This is a genomic window from Haliea salexigens DSM 19537 (assembly GCF_000423125.1).
In the GTDB taxonomy this organism is placed as follows: Bacteria; Pseudomonadota; Gammaproteobacteria; order Pseudomonadales; family Halieaceae; genus Haliea; species Haliea salexigens.
On record NZ_AUHJ01000003.1, the window covers coordinates 149,759 to 168,733 of the forward strand.

Annotated in this window: 15 protein-coding genes and 1 tRNA gene; 7 read left to right on the forward strand and 9 right to left on the reverse strand. The window is 61.2% G+C overall.

Going from position 1 to position 18,975, the window contains the following annotated elements; translation table 11 throughout:
* Position 1: 1 nt before the first annotated feature.
* From pheT to thrS, 6 genes are all read right to left on the reverse strand, one after another.
* Positions 2-2,401: a phenylalanine--tRNA ligase subunit beta gene (gene pheT / locus G533_RS0104920; RefSeq protein WP_027949004.1), complete on the reverse strand. Its 2,400-nt coding sequence runs from the start codon at positions 2,399-2,401 to the stop codon at positions 2-4.
* A 21-nt stretch (positions 2,402-2,422) separates the two neighbouring features.
* Entirely contained in the window at positions 2,423-3,436 is a 1,014-nt protein-coding gene (gene pheS, locus G533_RS0104925; protein ID WP_027949005.1) for a phenylalanine--tRNA ligase subunit alpha, read from the reverse strand.
* Positions 3,437-3,762: 326 nt separating this feature from the next.
* Positions 3,763-4,119 carry a 50S ribosomal protein L20 gene (rplT, locus tag G533_RS0104930; RefSeq protein ID WP_027949006.1) on the reverse strand — a complete coding sequence of 119 codons (357 nt, stop codon included), beginning with the start codon at positions 4,117-4,119 and terminating at the stop codon, positions 3,763-3,765.
* A 30-nt stretch (positions 4,120-4,149) separates the two neighbouring features.
* Positions 4,150-4,344, reverse strand: coding sequence for a 50S ribosomal protein L35 (gene rpmI, locus G533_RS0104935; protein ID WP_027949007.1), 195 nt, complete (start codon positions 4,342-4,344; stop codon positions 4,150-4,152).
* A gap of 58 nt (positions 4,345-4,402) precedes the next feature.
* Positions 4,403-4,927, reverse strand: coding sequence for a translation initiation factor IF-3 (gene infC / locus G533_RS0104940; protein ID WP_123035200.1), 525 nt, complete (start codon positions 4,925-4,927; stop codon positions 4,403-4,405).
* Between the two features lie 7 nt (positions 4,928-4,934).
* Entirely contained in the window at positions 4,935-6,866 is a 1,932-nt protein-coding gene (gene thrS, locus G533_RS0104945) for a threonine--tRNA ligase (protein WP_027949009.1), read from the reverse strand.
* A gap of 336 nt (positions 6,867-7,202) precedes the next feature.
* On the opposite strand from thrS, the gene G533_RS0104950 reads away from it, so the two are divergent.
* Positions 7,203-8,876 (forward strand): putative bifunctional diguanylate cyclase/phosphodiesterase, encoded by a 1,674-nt coding sequence (locus G533_RS0104950; RefSeq protein WP_027949010.1) that lies wholly within the window; start codon positions 7,203-7,205, stop codon positions 8,874-8,876.
* Here the strand turns inward: G533_RS0104950 and G533_RS20580 are convergent.
* Positions 8,830-9,447, reverse strand: a complete 618-nt coding sequence (locus G533_RS20580) for a class GN sortase (RefSeq protein WP_240472374.1) — start codon at positions 9,445-9,447, stop codon at positions 8,830-8,832. The genes G533_RS0104950 and G533_RS20580 overlap by 47 nt on opposite strands.
* Positions 9,431-11,575: a marine proteobacterial sortase target protein gene (locus tag G533_RS20585; protein ID WP_051229982.1), complete on the reverse strand. Its 2,145-nt coding sequence runs from the start codon at positions 11,573-11,575 to the stop codon at positions 9,431-9,433. Before G533_RS20585 ends, G533_RS20580 begins: the two co-directional genes overlap by 17 nt.
* A 166-nt stretch (positions 11,576-11,741) precedes the next feature.
* Here G533_RS20585 and pdsR point away from each other — a divergent pair, with 166 nt between their 5' ends.
* Together pdsR and G533_RS0104970 are read left to right on the forward strand one after the other, a co-directional pair.
* Entirely contained in the window at positions 11,742-12,434 is a 693-nt protein-coding gene (gene pdsR / locus G533_RS0104965; RefSeq protein ID WP_027949011.1) for a proteobacterial dedicated sortase system response regulator, read from the forward strand.
* Between the two features lie 3 nt (positions 12,435-12,437).
* On the forward strand, positions 12,438-14,510 hold the full coding sequence (locus G533_RS0104970; RefSeq protein ID WP_027949012.1) for an ATP-binding protein: 2,073 nt from the start codon (positions 12,438-12,440) through the stop codon (positions 14,508-14,510).
* Here G533_RS0104970 and uvrB read toward each other — a convergent pair.
* Positions 14,503-16,521, reverse strand: a complete 2,019-nt coding sequence (gene uvrB, locus G533_RS0104975) for an excinuclease ABC subunit UvrB (RefSeq protein WP_027949013.1) — start codon at positions 16,519-16,521, stop codon at positions 14,503-14,505. The genes G533_RS0104970 and uvrB overlap by 8 nt on opposite strands.
* A gap of 172 nt (positions 16,522-16,693) precedes the next feature.
* On the opposite strand from uvrB, the gene G533_RS0104980 reads away from it, so the two are divergent.
* The 4 genes from G533_RS0104980 (at position 16,694) to G533_RS0104995 (ending at position 18,861) form a co-directional block, all read left to right on the forward strand.
* Positions 16,694-16,769 (forward strand) — tRNA-Asn (locus tag G533_RS0104980).
* Positions 16,770-16,920: 151 nt separating this feature from the next.
* Entirely contained in the window at positions 16,921-17,439 is a 519-nt protein-coding gene (locus tag G533_RS0104985) for a hypothetical protein (protein WP_240472375.1), read from the forward strand.
* 106 nt (positions 17,440-17,545) lie between these two features.
* Complete coding sequence (locus tag G533_RS0104990; protein WP_027949015.1) at positions 17,546-17,767, forward strand: hypothetical protein; 222 nt, start codon at positions 17,546-17,548, stop codon at positions 17,765-17,767.
* 263 nt (positions 17,768-18,030) lie between these two features.
* Complete coding sequence (locus tag G533_RS0104995) at positions 18,031-18,861, forward strand: methyltransferase domain-containing protein (RefSeq protein ID WP_027949016.1); 831 nt, start codon at positions 18,031-18,033, stop codon at positions 18,859-18,861.
* The last annotated feature ends 114 nt before the right edge of the window (positions 18,862-18,975 follow it).

Below are 18,975 nucleotides of genomic sequence, written 5' to 3' on the forward strand. Positions count from 1 at the left end.
TTTACAGCGCCTGGTTCCTGAGCTCAGCGTTATAGTTTTTTTCCAATGAATCAATGACTTGTTTCATGGACTGGTTAACCACATCGTCGCTTAGAGTGCGCGATTGGTCCCTGAAAGTCAAACCAAATGCAAGGCTTTTTCGTTTAGGATCAATACCTTTGCCTTCATAGACATCAAACAACCTTAACTGACGCAGGTAAACGCCTGCCGACACTCTCACATTCTGCATCAGCTCCGCCGCCGGTACGTGCTTGTCGACAATAATTGCGATGTCTCGCCTGACTTCCGGAAAGCGGGACAGCTCGCTAAAGGCGGGCAGCTGCGCCGCCAGCAATGCATCCAGAGCCAGCTCACACGCCAACACCGGCCCCGGGATATCGAGCGCGCCCAGCACGTCCGGGTGCAGCGCGCCTACCACGCCGACCTGCTCACCGTTGCGACTGATGGCCGCTGTCTGCCCCGGATGCAATGCCGGGTGCGTCGCCGCGGCAAACGTGAACTGCTCGGCACAGCGCCCGAGGCCCAGCAGGCTCTCGAGATCACCCTTGATGTCATAGAAATCCGCCGCCCCGGACGCCACCGACCACGACTCGTCGAAGCGGCGACCGCTGATCACCATCCCCAGTGATGGAGACTGGCGCAGCCCCTGCAATCCATTGCCCTCGCCGCCGGGGATAAAGCGCAACCCGGTCTCGAACAGGCGCACGCGCGGCTGCTGCCGATGGACGCTGCGCTGCACCGCGCTGACCAATCCCGGCAACAGGCTGCTGCGCATCACGCCCATTTCCGCGGAGATGGGGTTCTCGAGGGCGATAGGGGTCACATCAGGATCAAACAGCTGTTGCAGTTTGCGGTCGACAAAACTGTAGGTGATGGCCTCGCGATAGCCGCGCGCGCTCAGGTGGCGGCGCACACCCCGAAGGGAGAGCCGTGTTTCCGGCTGGGCGGGAATCACCAGGTCCGCCTGTACGTGGCTCACGGGCAAGCGGTTGTAACCATACACCCGCGCCAGCTCTTCCAGGAGATCCGCCTCGATGCTGATATCAAAACGCCAGCTGGGTACGCTGCAGCACCAGCCTTCTGCCACAGTCGTCACACCGAGCCCGAGGCCAGCCAGGATACGGTCCACCTCCCCATCCGCGAGCTCAAAGCCCAGCAGGCGGCGGATACGTGCGCGGCGCAGCACGACATCGGGGCGTGCGGGCAGATGCGCTTCGGACACAGCCTCGGTCACCGGGCCGGCCTCCCCGCCTACAACGTCCAGAATCAGTTGCGTGGCGCGCTCCAGCGCAGCGCGCTGCAGGTTGAAGTCGACACCGCGCTCGAAACGGTGTGAGGAATCGGTGTGCAAGCCGTAGCGGCGCGCCTCACCCGCCAGGTAGTCCGGTGAGAAAAACGCCGACTCCAGAAACAGGTGCTGGGTGCTGCTGCCCACCGAACTCGGTTCGCCGCCCATGATCCCCGCCAGGGCCAGCGGTGCACTGTTGTCTGCAATCACCAGCGTATCGGCGCGCAGCTCTGCAACCTGACCATCAAGCAGCTGCAGGGACTCGCCCTCCCGCGCCGTACGCACCACAATGCCCTGCTCCAGCTTATCCAGGTCGAAAGCGTGCATCGGTTGGCCCAGCTCGAGGAGGATATAATTGGTGACATCCACCACCGCATCAATACTGCGCAATCCACAACGACGTAACTTTTCCTGCAGCCAGAGGGGTGATGGCCGCGACACATCCACATTGCGGATTACCCGCCCCGCATAGCGCGGGCAGCGCTCCGCTGCCTCCAGGCTTACCGTCAGGGAATCGGTAATCGTTGCCGGCACCGGCTCACAGAGCACAGCCGCAACCGGTAAATTGTTCAGCAGGCCGACTTCGCGGGCGATGCCGGCGATGCCCAGGCAATCTGCGCGGTTGGGCGTGAGACCGATCTCAATGAGGTGATCATCCAGCTGCAGATACTCACGCAAATCGGCGCCTGGAGGCGCATCAGCTGGCAATTCCATGAGGCCTTCGCTGGCCTCCGACAGGCCCAGCTCGGCTTCGGCGCAGAGCATGCCCCGCGACTCAACGCCGCGCAGCTTGGCTTTCTTGATTTTGAAATCACCCGGCAGCACCGCGCCCACTTGCGCCAGTGGCACCTTGATGCCAGCGCGGGCATTGGGTGCCCCGCAGACAATCTGCACGGTCTCCGCCCCAGCATTGACCGTGCACACCCGCAGCTTGTCGGCATCGGGGTGTTGCACCGCCTCGAGGATTTCGGCCACCACCACGTTGCTGAACTTGCCCGCGACGGGCTCGATAGCATCCACTTCCAGCCCGGCCATGGTGATCTGGTGCGCCAGTTCCTCGGTCGATAGCGACGGATTTACCCACTCACGGAGCCATTGTTCGCTGATTTTCACTGATCGTTTCTCCGTGGTCTGCTAAAACTGCTCAAGGAAGCGCAGGTCGTTTTCAAAGAACAGGCGCAGGTCGTTCACGCCATACCGCAACATCGCCAGGCGCTCGACACCCATGCCAAAGGCAAAACCGGTGTAGCGTTCGGGATCGATGCCTGAACCTTCTAGAACGCGGGGGTGCACCATGCCGCAGCCCATGACCTCTAGCCAGCCAGTCTGGCTGCACACCCGGCAGCCGGCACCCGCGCAATTCACGCACTGGATATCCACCTCTGCCGATGGCTCGGTGAACGGGAAATAGGAGGGACGAAAGCGCACGGACAGGTCTTTCTCGAAGAACACGCGCAGGAAGTCTTCAATCAGGCCCTTGAGGTCGGCGAAACTGGAGCGTTCATCCACCAGCAGCCCTTCAACCTGGTGAAACATGGGCGTGTGGGTCAGGTCCGAATCGCAGCGGTATACACGCCCGGGGCAAATCACCCGCAGGGGCGGCTGGCTGTTTTCCATGACCCGCACCTGCACGGGCGAGGTGTGGGTGCGCAGCACCGTGGTGGGGTCTACGTAGAAGGTGTCGTGCATGGCGCGGGCCGGGTGGTGGGCCGGAATATTCAGCGCTTCGAAGTTGTGGTAGTCATCCTCGATCTCCGGCCCCTCGACTACCTCAAAGCCAACCGCCGCAAAAAAATCTTCCATGCGCTCGATGGTACGGGTGACGGGGTGAATGCCGCCGGTGCTCTGCCCCCGGCCGGGGAGTGTCACGTCTAGGGTTTCTCGAGCGAGTTGCTCGGCGAGGGCGGCGGCTTCCAGCGCCGCCTTGCGCTCGTTGATCAGCGCCTGCAGTTCCTGTTTGACCACATTGATCCTGGCGCCCGCTGCTGGCCGCTCTTCGGCGGAGAGCTGGCCGAGGCCTTTGAGCAGTTCGGTTACGCGCCCTTTTTTGCCGAGGAAGTCGACGCGCAGCTGCTCAAGTGCGGCACTGTCGCCGGCACCGGCAATGGCGCTTTTGGCCTCTTCAGCCAGGGGAGTCAGGTTGTCCATGTGTTCTCACATTCTGCTGTTGGTGTGTTCACGGTGGGCGGTTGAGGCCAAGCTCTCACCAGGGCTTCCCTACGCTAAGGTGTGGGAGCATTGGCGCCGTCCACGGCGGATAGCTGCGCTTTGCGGGACTCGCCGTGAATACGTCCATGCAGGCCCGGTGGCGACATCCTTGTCGCCAACGGTCCCGCAAAGCGCAGCTACCCCCCGCGGACTCCCTCCGTGCTTGCGATGTAGGTCCAATAAACAAAAAAGGGAAAGAGCTCTGCCCTTTCCCTTTTCTGGTCTTACACGTATCACCAGCGAGCCGCGCAGGCGGCAGGGCGGGCTCAGGCCAATGCGGCCTTCGCTTGCTCCACAATCGCTGCAAAAGCCGGCTTGTCATGCACCGCCAGGTCCGACAGGACGCGACGATCCAGGCCGATATCGGCTTTCTTCAAACCGTTGATCAGGCGGCTGTAGCTCAGGCCGTTGGCACGGGACTGGGCGTTGATACGCGTGATCCACAGCGCGCGGAACTGACGCTTGCGCTGACGGCGGTCACGGTATGCATACTGGCCGGCCTTGGTAACAGCCTGTTTGGCAACACGAAACACTCGGCTGCGGGCACCATAGTAACCCTTGGCCTGTTTCAGGATCTTCTTGTGACGGCGATGGGCCGTTACACCACGTTTTACGCGAGGCATAGTCTACTCCTAAGGTCAGATGGTTAAGCGTCAGCAAGCCCGCATCATGCGGTCTACGTGCACCTTGTCGCTGGCGTGAACCAAAGAGGTTCCGCGCAGCTGGCGCTTACGCTTGGTGGTCATCTTGGTCAGGATGTGGCTTTTGTAAGCACTTTTGCGCTTATAGCCGCCAGCCGTTTTCTTGAAACGCTTGGCTGCCCCGCTGTGAATTTTTGCTTTTGGCATCGTCAGATACTCCGCATTGGCATCAATAAAAAGTGAAGAAAAAAGGCATTCACAGGCCCTAGTTCTTCTTCTTGGGTGCGATCACCATGGTCAACTGTCGGCCTTCCATTTTCGGAAATTGCTCGACAGAGCCCAATTCGGCCAGGTCAGCTTCTACCCGTTTGAGTAGCTCCATGCCGATTTCCTGGTGAGCCATTTCACGACCGCGAAACCGCAGCGTGACCTTGGCCTTATCGCCTTGCTCGAGAAAACGCACCAGGTTGCGTAGTTTTACCTGGTAGTCTCCTTCCTCCGTCCCTGGACGAAACTTCATTTCCTTTACTTGTGTGCGTTTCTGCTTCTTTTTCTGCAGGTTCTTCTGCTTCTTCGCTTCGAAGATGTGCTTCCCGTAGTCCATCACCTTGCAGACCGGGGGATCAGAATCCGCGATCAACACGAGGTCCTGACCCGCGCGCTCCGCGACAGCCAAAGCCTCTTGCAGGGGCACAATGCCTACCTGCTCACCCTCCGGGCCGACAAGGCGCACCGGGCTGACAGTAATCTGGTCATTTATCAGGGCTTTTTTGGAGGCGCCCTTTCCCATGTCTTTCTTAATGCTGATTCTCCAATACAATACGGCCGCGACGCGCCACATCGTTGGTGATCAGCGCCTCTAGCGCTTCCAGGCTCAATGAACCCAGATCTTCACCACGACGGGCCCTCACGGCCACAGTCTGTGTTTCCACCTCTTTGTCCCCGACCACTAACAGGAAGGGCACCTTGCGGAGAGTGTGCTCGCGGATTTTAAAGCCGATCTTCTCATTTCTCAAGTCCGATTGAACCCGAAAGCCCTTGTTTTTCAAGGAATCTTCCACAAACCGGGCATAATCGGCCTGTTTATCGGTAATATTCAGCACCATGGCCTGGGTTGGTGCCAGCCAGGTGGGGAACACGCCTTCGTAGTGCTCGATGAGAATCCCGATGAACCGCTCGAAGGAACCGAGTATCGCGCGGTGCAGCATGACCGGCACCTGGCGCGAACCGTCCTCTGCCACGTACTGTGCACCGAGGCGACCGGGCATGGAGAAGTCCACCTGAATGGTGCCCAGCTGCCAGATCCGCCCAATACAGTCTTTCAGTGAAAATTCAATTTTCGGGCCGTAAAACGCGCCCTCCCCGGGCAACTCCTGCCAGGGCAGTTCATGCGCGTCCAGCGCATCGGCCAGGGCCTTTTCCGCGCGGTCCCAATCGGTATCCGAGCCCACGCGCTGCTCCGGACGGGTGGACAGCCGGTAGATCACCTCGCTGAACCCGAAGTCGGCATACACGGCGTGCAGGAAGTCTATGAACGATGCCACCTCGGGCTGGATCTGCTCTTCGGTGCAGAAAATGTGCGCGTCGTCCTGGGTGAAACCGCGTACCCGCATAATGCCGTGCAAGGAGCCAGAGGGCTCGTTGCGATGGCAGCTGCCGAACTCGGCCAGCCGCAACGGCAGGTCGCGGTATGACTTCAAACCCTGGTTGAATACCTGTACGTGGCAGGGGCAGTTCATGGGCTTGACCGCGAACTGGCGCTCCTCAGACTGCAGGGTGAACATGTCATCGCCAAATTTGTCGGCGTGGCCGGAGCGCTCCCACAACGACATATCGACCAGCTGCGGCGTGCGGATTTCCTGATAGCCATGCGCACGCTGAGCCTGACGCATATATTGTTCGATAGCCTGATACAGGGTCCACCCATCCGGGTGCCAGAACACCATGCCGGGGGCCTCTTCCTGGGTGTGGAACAGGTCCAGCTTCTTGCCGATCTTGCGGTGGTCGCGTTTTTCCGCCTCTTCGATACGGGTCAGGTATTCGTTGAGCTGCTTCTTGTTCGCCCACGCCGTGCCATAAATGCGCTGCAACATTTCGTTGTTGGAATCGCCGCGCCAGTAGGCACCCGCTACCTTGGTGAGCTTGAACGCTTTGAGTTTGCCAGTGCTGGGCACGTGCGGGCCGCGGCACAGGTCCATCCAGGGACCCTGCTGGTAGATGGACAGCTCCTCACCCTCCGGCAGCGCCTCGATGATCTGCACCTTGTAGTGCTCGCCCATATTGCGAAACAACTCGATGGCCCGCTCGCGGCTCATGACCACACGCTGCACCGGCAGGTCGTCGGCGACGATCTGCTCCATGCGTTGCTCAATCTTCTGCAGATCTTCGGGGGTGAAGTGGTGCCCGCTGGCAAAGTCGTAGTAGAAGCCGTCTTCAATCACCGGCCCGATGGTCACCTGCGTACCGGGGAAGAGCTCTTGCACTGCCATGGCCAGCAAGTGCGCCGTGGAGTGACGAATAACCTCGAGGCCCGCCGCATCGCGCTCGGTGACAATCGCCAGGCTCGCATCACCGTCGATAACGTGGCTGGTATCGACCTCGCGCCCATCTACCACACCGGCGAGGGCCGCTTTGGCAAGGCCCGGGCCAATGGCACTGGCGACATCGTGAACGGAGACGGGGCTGTCAAACTGACGTTGGCTTCCGTCGGGAAGGGTAATAGAAGGCATGCGTTTTCCTTGGTGTCAGTGGTGGCCCCTACTAAAGGCCACGTGAGCCGGCTGCTATCAATAATCGAAGGCAGGAGTTCGTGAACCCCCATGCAGCTGAAATCGGGCGACATATGTTAGCACAAGCAGTGAAAGAGGTCACAAAACAAACCGCGCCCGGGTCGAGCCCCTCACCGTATGTCCCTCGACCACAGCACAGCCACCCGCACATGTAAAACGCACGACATGCGGGAAAAAGCGCCCAGCTGGGCTATAGTGTGGTGCGAAGCTCACCCATTTTGAGAGCGACGACATGCGCACACCCGTAAACACCAAGACGCCAGGCAGCCCGTTGCAGTGACACTTCCACGTATTCCAGCCCAGTATCTTCAGGTCGATTTTCTCAACGCCCTGTTTGAAGCGATGCCAGATTTGTACTTCCTGTTGACGCTGGACGGCGTCATTGAGGATTTCCGCGGCCGGCAACTGGACCAGCTGTTCGTGCCGCCAGAAGCGTTTCTCGGTCATCATGTCGCCGACGTGCTGCCAGAGGAGCTAGCCGCGCAGTTCGTGCAGGCACTGGCGGAGGCCGGGCACTCGAATGAAGTAATCTCCTTTGAGTACCAGCTGACCGTGCGCGGTGCCAAGGCGTGGTTTGAGGCGCGCATCACTGCCCTGCATGACCACCAACAGGCGGTATGCGTGGTACGCAATTTCACCGAGCTGCACGAGGCACGGCAGCAGTTGGAATCCATGGCGCACTACGATGCGCTGACCGGGCTCGCGAATCGCGCACTGCTCGATAAACTCCTGGAGCAAAGCGTGCGTTCCGCCAGACGCAACAACCAGCGCATGGGCGTAATGTTCATCGACCTGGACCGCTTCAAGGATGTCAACGACACCCTGGGGCACGCTGCAGGCGACCGGCTCCTGAAGCTGGCATCGGAGCGCTTGCAGGGCACACTGCGCGAAAGTGACACACTGGCCAGGGTCGGTGGCGACGAGTTCGTGGTGGTACTGGACGATCTCGAGAGCATCGACAGCGCCTCCGGCGTAGCGCGTAAACTGATGGATGACCTGTGTGCTCCATTCGATCTGGCCGGCACAGAGGTCGTTATCAGCTGCAGCATCGGCATCAGTATTTTCCCGGACGATGCAGAAAGCGCATCGCACCTGCTCAGCTATGCGGATACGGCCATGTACCGCGCCAAGCAACAGGGCCGCAACGACTGGCGCTTCTATACGGCAGACATGACCCGCGCCGCCGTGGAGCACCTCGCCCTGGTGGAAGCCCTGCGCACAGCCCTGGATGAAAACAGCCTGACCCAGCTCTATCAACCGCAATACGATTGCAACACTGGCCTACCTGTGGGTGTGGAAGCGCTGGCGCGCTGGGCGCGCCCCGGGGGCAATAACCTGGGTCCACGGCGCTTTATTACGCTGGCGGAACAGGCGGGGCTGGCACGACGCCTCGATCGCTGGTCACTGCAGGCGGCCTGCAAGCAACTGCGCAGCTGGCTGGAGGAAGCGCATGATCCCGGCCGCGTCAGCGTCAACCTGAGCATCCATTCGCTCACCGACGACACACTGCCAGAAGCCATGGAAGCCGTCCTGCGTGAGTACGCGATCCCGCCACACCACCTGCAGGTCGAGATCAAGGAGCTGGCCCTGTTGAGCGAGCGCCCCGCCGCAAAGGACTGCCTGCAGGCCCTGATCAGCCTGGGTATCGACATCGCAGTAGATGACTTCGGCTCAGGCTACGCTGCTCTGGAGTACCTGCGCGCACTGCCGGTCACCACGCTCAAGATTGATGCCGCCTTCATGCACGGTGTGCCGGCAGATGAGGAGCAGACAATTATCGCCAATACGGTCATTGCCATGGGGCGCGCACTGGGCATGAGCGTAGTTGCCAAAGGGATAGAAAGCGCGGAACAGGCTGACTTCATTCGCCATCAACACGGTGTACAGGGCCAGGGCTACTATTTCAGCCGTCCATTGAACCCCGAGCAAGTGGGTGCACTGCTGGACTAGGCATGGCCTCAACCACGTACCGCAATGGTCCGTTGGGCCGCCAGTCATTGAAGGGGTAACAGGTCACCAGAAGCAGCCCGGCAGGCCCTGCTGAGGGCGGCTGCAGCGTTTCTACGCGGCTGTCTACCACGCGCACGGAAGCTACCTGAAACGCGCGAACCGACCCCGCCATATCCTCCAGCCAGAGCGCCATGCCGGGCTGCACCGACTGCAGGAACCCGAAGTGGGTATCGCGGTGCCCGGCGATGACGGCCCAGCGCCCCCCGGCACCGTCGAACACCTCATGCAGGCCCGGCCCGAAAGCGAGAGCCTGCCCCGATGTACCTGCAAGCACGCGGTAGTCCGCGTCCAGCGTGGGCAGCTGCAAGCGCGCCACCGGCCATGTATCCGCCCAGGGCCAGGGTTTTTGCGCCTCGCCCTCCCGCTGGGCGGAATCCCAGGCACGCACCAGCAGATACTGTGCCAGCGCGGCCTTGGTGTGTATCCACACCGCACCCCAGAGCTGCCAGCCGGCCAACAGCAGGACCAGTACGAGCGCCGGACGGCGCAGGGCATTAACGCTTGGCATCATCGGGCACGTGGTCCAACTCGGGGCCGCGCATCACCCAGAACAGCAGCGCGACAAAGAGCAACAGGCAGGCGAAGAAGAGCTTGGAACTCGCGGTAGTAGCGGTTTGCGGGTAGGCAAAGCCCTGCGAGGACTGGCCGCCAGGGCGGGTATTGCGCACCGCATCCGGCTTCAGGGGCACGTCGGTCGGCCGCGAGACCTGCTCCTCGACGGCGACAAAGCTTGTATAGGGACTCAGTAACTGGTGCTGCAGCGCAACGGCCAGCACATTGGCTCGAATCACCGCTTCCCGAGCCCCTGTATAGCGTTCATCGAGCAGCGCCTGGATCCGCGCGCGCGCCCAGAGGCTGCCAACACCGCGGGCCGGCTGCTGGGCACTATCGCCGAGTTCAAGCTCCTGCCGCCATGGCTGGCCGTTGAGCCTGCCCGATACCCGAATAACGCCTACCTGCGGCGGGGTATTGAAGTGCACCGAGCGAATCAGGGGTGCGCCTGCGTACAAGTCGGGCAAGGGGCCACCGGCCTCCGCCACCGCCTGCGGCCAGTCCACGCGCACGTCGGTCAACAAAGGGGCCGCTAGGTAGTCAACCAGTGCATCCATCTGCGTGCTGACCTCACTTGATTCACCCACGTGAAGATGCCGACCGCGTCCGAGTGCGGCGGCCTCGCGCAGGAACCAGCTATTGGGGGCGGAGCCAATACCCACCGTAAACAGGCGGGAGGCCCCGATCCGCACTGCAATCATATCGATGATGGCCTGCTCGTTGCCCACGGCGCCATCGGTCAGGAAAACGACCTGGCGCAACCGCTCGTTCGTGGTGGCGAGACCCTGCTGTAGCGCATGCTGCAGCGGCGGCAGCATTTCCGTTCCGCCACCCGCCTCCAGTTTGCTGACGAAGCGTCGCGCCTGTCGCAATGCGTCGGGTACCGCCTGACGCGATTTCGCAAACAGTGACCGGTACTCGTGGTCGAAAGCGATAATATTGAAATGGTCTGCAGGGCGCAGGCTGTCGAGCGCCGCGGCAAGGCTGTGCCGGGCCTGCTGCAATGGCACACCGCCCATCGAACCGGACGTATCAATCACAAACACCAGTTCGCGAGGTATCGCCGTATCCGCCTGCGTCAGCGCGGGTGGTACAACCATCAACATCCCGTAATGATCACCGTCAACCGCTTCGGTAAACAGCGCCGCGCGGGGCTCGCTACCCGTGGCCGGCGTCCAGCGCAGCACGAAATCGCGATCCATTTCCGCCGGCCCGCGAGCCAGTTGCAAGGCATAGCGGCTGCCTTCCCGGGACAAGCGCATGGCATGGCTGGGCGTGTCCACCTGTGCCAGGGGCAAACCCGCGTCCAGTTCAACGGCAATGTCCACGGGGTTCAGCGGCAGGGCATCGGCGCCCGCCCGCGGGTGTTGCCACGCGGCTATCAGCGGGGCATCGGGTACCTGGTCCGTTGCCGCATGCCAAGCCAGATAACTCGCCTCCGCTGCGCCATTTTCTGCGCGCGGCAGTGAAATACCGGGAATATAGCGAGGGGTCAGCGTCATGGGCAGGCGCAGGCTGAAGCGGCCCTGGGCGAACTCGACCGGCTGCACAAATTCGAGCTCAACGCTGACTGTTTCCCCGGGCGCCACATTGGCAATGCGGTTCTGAAACAGGTTGGGGCGCTGCTGCGACACCAGAGAGGCCTTGCGCCCACTGCTGGCCGCCTGCTGGTAAATGGCCTGCGCCTCCTGCCGTTCACGCACTTTGCCAACAATGCGCCGCCCTCCGGCACGCATTTCCATGTGCCGCACCGCCGCGTCCCCCGGCAAAGGAAACGCGTAGACGCCCTCCGCCCAGTCCCCACTGGTATTCTCGAAGGTCTGCTGCAACCGCACCACGGCGACCATGCCCGCTATTTGCACAGCAAAGCGACTGTGCTGCAGCAGGGCCGGCTCGGGAGGTAACCCGGGGCGCTGTAACAGAAGCTGACCGGACCCGGGCTCGAAACCCACGTCCGCACGTGCAATGCTCGCATTGAGGAGCAGGCCACATAGAAACAACGCCACTAACCGGGGCAAAAGCACAAAGCAAAGCCGCAGCAACGTGCGCGCCGCCAAAAAATGGTGTACTGGCCGTATGGTCATCATCAACATCTCTCCCTGAGTTTGGACGCCTCTATTGAAGCGCCGGGAGCTGTCCATCCGGTGGCAGACCTGTGGCGGACTGATGTGCAAATGTGACCAATTGTGGCAACGCTTGAGCAACCGCCCTGATTCTGGAACCATGGCAGCCTTTCCCGCCGGGTAAACCCGCATGCGACACCACATCGCTATTGTCGAAGACGAAGCTGCCCTGGCGGCCAACTATCGCGACGCACTACAGCGGCAGGGTTTCCGGGTGTCGCTGTTTGGCGACCGCCCGACCGCCAGCGCGGAGTTTCGCCGCCAACTACCGGACCTCGCCATCATTGATGTCGGCCTGGGTGACGATATCGAAGGCGGTTTTGAACTCTGCCGCGAGTTGCGCAGCCTGTGTCCGGTGGTACCTATCGTCTTCCTCACCGCACGCGACAGTGAACTCGATGTGATTTCCGGGCTGCGCCTGGGGGCCGACGACTACCTGACCAAGAACATCAGCCAGGCGCACCTGCTGGCGCGCATTGTGGCCCTGTTTCGTCGCGTTCAGGCCCTGCGGACACCCGAGCTACGGGAGCATGTGCTGGAGCAGGGCTATTTGAGCCTGAATCTGGAGCGCATGACGGCGCAGTGGCAAGGTGTGCCGGTGCCACTCACCGTGACGGAATTCTGGATGGTACACACGCTGGCAAGACACCGCGGCCACGTAAAAAACCGCCAGCAGCTGATGGACAGCGCCAACGTCGTACTCGACGACAACACCATCACCTCTCACATCAAACGCATCCGGCGCAAGTTTACCGCCCTGGACCCCGCGTTCGACTGCATTGAAACGGCCTATGGCATGGGCTATCGCTGGCTGGGTCACTAGCGCGTGAGCCTGCGCCGCCAGCTTATTCTGGTCAGCCTGCTGCTGCTGACACTGCCCTGGGCCGGGTGCCAATTCCTGCGCGAAATGGAAACGGCGCTGCGCCAGGGCCAGGCGCAGGCAGTCGCCGCCACCGCGGCCGCCGTTGCCGCCAGCCTTGCCGAACGCCCCGATGCGCTCTACCCCAATCGCGATCGCCTGCGCAGCCCCGACGACACCAGCGGCTCGCTGTATGCGCCGCTGCTGGAAAGCCCGCCGTTGCTGGACGGCTATGAAGACGGCTGGAGCGAACCCGTCCAGCAGACCTACAGCGGCCTGGAAACGCGCATCCCGAGCCTGGGCTACCGCGCCGGTGTGTACGCCGACACGCTCTACCTGATGCTGCACATAACCGATAGTTCGGTCACCTACCATGACCCGGGATTGAGCCCGGAGCCAAACGGGGATCGGCTCATCCTGCGCACGTGGCTGGACGGCAAACGCCAGGACTATGTGATTGCGACGCCTGCTCCCGGCAGCGTGCGCGCGCAATACGCTAGCCCGCGCCACCGCGCAGTCGACGCCGGACAGATCCGCGGCTTCTGGCAGGATACCCGCGCAGGCTACGCCGTTGAGCTTGCGCTGCCGCTGGCCATAACCGGCCAGCGCCTCGGGGTGTACGCCGTGGATGTAGACGGGCACCGCAGCAGTGGCTGGCGCACGGCGGGCAATACCGGCCCGCTGCAGCAGGCGGCACCGCCCTGGCTGATCTATCCACCGCGGGCACTGCAGGCGGACCTGGCGCGGTTTGCGCAGGCCGGCCAGCATCTGCGCGTGACAGACCGCCACGCCCGCCTGCTGGCGCAAGCCCGCGAACCGAAAGCGCCCGGCGTGGGCGCTGGTGATGACACCTTCTGGCTGGTGCAGGCGTTGTATCGACGCGCACTCGCCGAGGAGGCACTGGAACCCAGAGCAGCCCCGGCGAGTACAGGTTATCTGCACGCACCGGAAGTTGCTGCGGCCCTGGAAGGCCGCGCCACCCAGCACTGGTACGGCACTGACAGTCCGGGGCGACGGCTGCTGGCAGGCGCCGCACCCATACGCAGCGGAGACCAGGTGATAGGCGCGGTCATCGTGGAGCAGAGTAGCGATCAATACCTGTCTCTCACAGACCGCGCGTTCAGCCGTTTGCTTGGCTACAGCGCGCTGGCGTTGGCGGTAGCCGCGCTGGGCTTGCTGCTGTTCGCCAGCGTGCTCTCCTGGCGTATACGCCGTCTGAGCCAGGCCGCTCGCAGCGTGCTGGGGAGCCAGGGCATGGAGCTTGCGCACTTCCCCCGCAGCCGCGCGCGTGACGAAATAGGCGACCTGTCACGAAGTTACGCGCATCTGCTGGCGGAACTGCATGAATACAATGAGTACCTGCGCACGCTGAGCCGCAAGCTGTCGCACGAACTGCGCACACCGATCGCGGTCATCCAGTCATCACTGGACAACCTGGGCACAGCGGATCAGGCTGACGCGCGCGCTACCTACGTGCAGCGGGCACACCAGGGACTGTCCCGACTCAGCGGCATTCTTGACGCGATGACCGAGGCAACGCGGCTGGAAGAGAGCATCCGCCAGCGCGAGCTCGTCCGGCTGGACCTGGCTCCCCTGCTCGAATCACTCTGTGCCGCCTACCGCGGCGCGTACCCTCAGCATTCGTTCATTCTGCACGCGCCCGAAGACTGCGCCTGGGTGCACGGCGCTGCTGACCTGCTGGTACAGGCGCTGGACAAGCTGGTGGACAACGCCGCCTCTTTTGCGCCAGCTGGCAGTGCAATCACCTTACGGCTGCTGCCACACAACGGTTATTGGGCAATCAGTGTCAGCAACCCCGGGCCCGCGCTGCCTGCAGACATGCGCGGCCGACTGTTTGAGGCCATGGTGTCACTGCGCGAACCGCGCAAGGCCGACACCGTGCACCTGGGGCTGGGGCTTTATGTGGTTCGCCTGGTGGCGGAATACCACCACGGCAGCGCGCATGCCGCAACGCGGGACGACGGCAACGGAGCCGTCTTCACATTGCTGCTGCCCAGGGACCGCAGCCCCGTCAGCTGATAAAGGCCAGCTGGCGCGCCTCCGCCAACTGGTCGCGCAACGCCGCGGCCTGTTCGAACTCAAGGTTGCGCGCGTGCTCCTGCATCTGCGCCTCCATCTGCTGCAGCTTGCGTGCCAGAGCCGCCGGGCTCAAGCGCGCAATATCAGCACTGAAGGCCAGGGCCTGCTCGGCCACCTTGTTGCCCTTGGCACGGCCGCGGGTCGGCATGCGGCGAGCGCCCTCCATGATGTCCTTGACTGACTTGGTTACACCCACCGGCGTGATGCCGTGTTCCGCGTTGTGGGCCAGCTGTTTCTCGCGGCGCCGCGCGGTTTCCGCCATCGCCCGCTCCATCGACCCCGTTACCTTGTCGGCATAGAGCACGGCACGGCCCTTCAGGTTGCGCGCGGCACGCCCGATGGTCTGGATCAGGGAACGGTCGGAGCGCAGGAAGCCCTCCTTGTCCGCGTCGAGTATGGCCACCAGTGAGACCTCGGGCATATCCAGACCCTCCCGCAGCAGGTTGATCCCGACCAATACATCGAACTCACCCAGGCGTAAATCGCGGATGATTTCCACGCGCTCCACCGTATCGATGTCGGAGTGCAGGTAGCGCACCTTGACGCCGTGTTCGGAAAGATACTCGGTCAAATCCTCTGCCATGCGCTTGGTGAGTGTGGTTACCAGCACCCGGTCCCCCGTCGCTACCGTGGTGTGAATCTCCTGCAGCAAATCGTCGACCTGGGTGCTCGCCGGGCGCACCTCCAGCTCCGGGTCTATCAGGCCCGTGGGCCGCACCACCTGCTCCACGGTGCGCCCGGCATGTTCCAGTTCATAGGGGCCCGGCGTGGCGGAGACAAACACCGCCTGCGGCACCAGTCGCTCCCACTCCTCAAAGCGCAGCGGGCGGTTGTCCAGTGCGGAGGGCAAACGAAACCCGTACTCGACCAGGGTTTCTTTCCGCGACCGGTCGCCGCGGTACATGCCTCCGATTTGCGGGATGGTGGCGTGGGATTCGTCGATGATGACCAGCGCGTTTTCCGGCAGGTACTCAAACAGGGTTGGCGGCGGCTCACCCGGGCCACGCCCGGACAGGTAGCGCGAGTAGTTTTCCACACCGTTGCAGTAACCCAGCTCGCGAATCATTTCGACATCGTAGCGCGTGCGTTGCTGCAGGCGCTGTGCCTCAACCAGCTTTTCATTGTCCTTCAGCTGTTTTACGCGCTGCTCCAGCTCGGCCTCGATATGCACCACGGCATCGAGCATGACATCGCGCGACGTCACGTAGTGGCTTTTGGGAAAAATGGTGACCCGGGGTACCTTGCGTTCGACCACCCCGGTTAACGGATCAAAGAAATAGAGATTGTCGATCTCCTCATCGAACAGCTCCACGCGCACCGCTTCACGTTCGGAATCAGCCGGGTAGATGTCGATGACATCCCCGCGCACGCGATAGCAACCGCGATGAAAATCGACGTCATTGCGCGTGTACTGCAACTCGGCAAGGTGACGCAGCACTTCCCGCTGATTAATCATCTCGCCGCGCGAGAGGTGCAGAACCATCTTGAAGTAGGATTTCGGGTCACCCAGACCGTAAATCGCCGACACGGTCGCCACCACCAGGCAATCCGGGCGCTCCATCAGTGCTTTGGTGGCCGACAGGCGCATCTGTTCGATATGCTCGTTTACCGAGGCATCTTTTTCGATAAAGGTATCCGAGGACGGCACATACGCCTCGGGCTGATAATAATCGTAATAGGAGACGAAATACTCCACGGCGTTATCCGGGAAGAATTCCTTGAACTCTCCGTAAAGCTGCGCCGCGAGCGTCTTGTTGTGTGCCATGACGATCGTCGGGCGCTGCAACTGCTCCACCACATGGGCCATAGTGAAAGTCTTGCCGGAGCCGGTCACACCGAGCAGCGTCTGCGAAGCCAGCCCCGCATTCACCCCCTCCACAAGCCCCCGGATGGCCGCAGGCTGATCACCCGCAGGCGAGTAGCTGGAATGCACCTTGAACGGTTTGGACATAAGCAGTCGGCCCGGAGAGTTGTAAACCGACCATTATGGTCCACTAGGGGCGGAATTGCAGCCGGGTGGGGACTGCGTGAGGTGAGCGCCAAAAGCATTGCGAAAAATCCCCCTCAAGCTGTTGACCTGCCTGTGACGCATCATTAATATACGCGACCTCGGTTGACACCATTCCGCCTTAGCTCAGTTGGTAGAGCAATTGACTGTTAATCAATGGGTCGCTGGTTCGAGCCCAGCAGGCGGAGCCATATTCTGAGAAAAATAAAGGGGTTGCAGCAATGTGACCCCTTTTTTTCGTCTCCATAGAACAGCAACGACACCATCGTCGACCCCCTCAGGTTATCAACTTACACGAGACACAAGGACACTATGCTCACAGCCAGCAAACTTGAAAAAATCATGGAGCTCGAGGCCAACCTCCGCGCCGAGTATCAGCAACAGCTAGACACCAAGACCGCCGAAATCGACCGCCTCAGCGCCCGGGAGTCAGAGCTCCAGGCCGCAATCGACAAGCAGTTGGAGACCATCACCGAACTGACCGGCAAGGCCACCGACAGCCAGAAGGCCGAGCAGCGCGCCCGCGAGCTGCACAATCGCAGCGACAGGCTGGTGGGGGAAATCGCCGAATTGAAGCAGCGGATCAAGTCCCTGCAGAAGGATCTCGCGGCGGTGCGCGAGGAGAACAAGGCACTGACCCAGTTCGACCCTGTACGCATGAAGAAGAATCTCGACGCCAGCAAGAAAAAGCTCGCCGAGAAGACCAAGGCTGCTGACGCCTTACAAAAGACGCTCAGCGAGAGCAAGAAAGAGAACGCGGAGCTGCAACGGAAAGTCGCTGAGCTGGAAGCGAAAGTCGCTGACGCCGAATCCGCCGAAGCGCCTGCAAGCGCGGCGAAGGAAGAGTCAGCGGCGGCTTGATCAGTACGCCTGGTCAAGCCTGATCGGGCTGCCAACTGTCAGATCAGTTGGCGACTGTGAAAGCAAACACCCCCCAACTCTGCCCACTCACGCATACGAGCGCGATATGAACAGAATAGAGAAGCTCAAAAACGACATATACACCTTCGAAGAGCTCGATACTCTGGAGAAGAATGCGATCAAATTGCGCGATCAGGAAACGCTGAGCCTGATTATTCGTAGCCGCGCTTCCAAGACTGCCAAGGGCGAAAAGCCGAAAAGCACAGTTGATGCGGAGGGTAGGCCCCTGACTAAAAGGGCTCGTCGTGATGAAAAAAACAAGCGCTAGTTATTCGCTGGCACCGCTCTTCGACTGCTTTTCTGGCACCCGCTAAACCCTGAAACCACTGCCGGTTCAGACATCCATCTCTAAATCTGCCAGTGACCAGCGCTGATTGGTCCGTGCGGGTACCTCCATTGGAATTCCAGCCCTAACGAGTTTCTTGCGCCGCTCTTCACCCGTGTTCACACCCTTCCTTCCGCGCAGGACAGGTTACCGCAGCATCCGGTATGCTCCTTGCAGAAAAACGACGTGATTCAGGAGCAATCAGAATGCACTCCAAACGCGAATCCCTTCGCAAACGCCTGCACAGCGCGACCGTATCGCCAACCCGCTGTGCCCACAAATGGCAGGGCCAGTACTGGCAGCCGTCAAGCGCTGACGAGCGCAGCGTATCCTGCGCCACTTGCAGGAGCTTTGACTCGCACAAACAACGTTGCAGCATTAGCTTCGGCACGCCCCTGCGCAAATGCGTTGTCTCGAGCCTGGAGGCGCATTTTCATGACTGTGCCGGCGAGGAAGCATTGGAAATTGGGTTCGGGCGTTTCAAACTGGCCCGCAACCTGATAAACCGCAGCGGTGGCCGCTGGACTGGAATAGATCCCAAACAACCCACCTCACGGCCAGCTCGACTCGGAACAGGTGGTCACGGCCTCGCCGATGCGCTGCCATTCGAGAGCCAGACCTTTGACCGTGTGTTTGGAGTGCAATCCATAGAGCACTGGGGGCAGCGTGCGGGTTCGCAGCGTGAACCTGCAAAGTATGAAGATTGCCTGCGCGAAATTGCGCGGGTGACCAAACCCGGGGGGCGCATTTATTTCGATGCGCCAATTCATTTACACGGCAATGAAATATTCATAATGGGTGACGTTGCAAAAATACGCGACATGTTTACAACTGCTTACTGGCAGGACGTCAGTATCGAGCGCTGGCGAGAGAATCATGCGCCGCTGGAACGTTACGAACCATCGCACAAGGAATTCAGTGATTGGCCCATTGAGATTGTGAGCTACCCCGATAATGAAATTAATGCCATAAGACACAACGGTATCATCTGGCTACTGGTAATAACGGCCTGGCGCAGCGAGGTGCCGGTGGAATAGCTGGCGCGTGCGCATTGCAGTCGGGATAATTCGATAGAAAAAACCACGACAATTCTCAAGCCAGTATTTCCGGATAAAAAAATCGCAGCCAAAAAGGCGATAATATGAATGCAC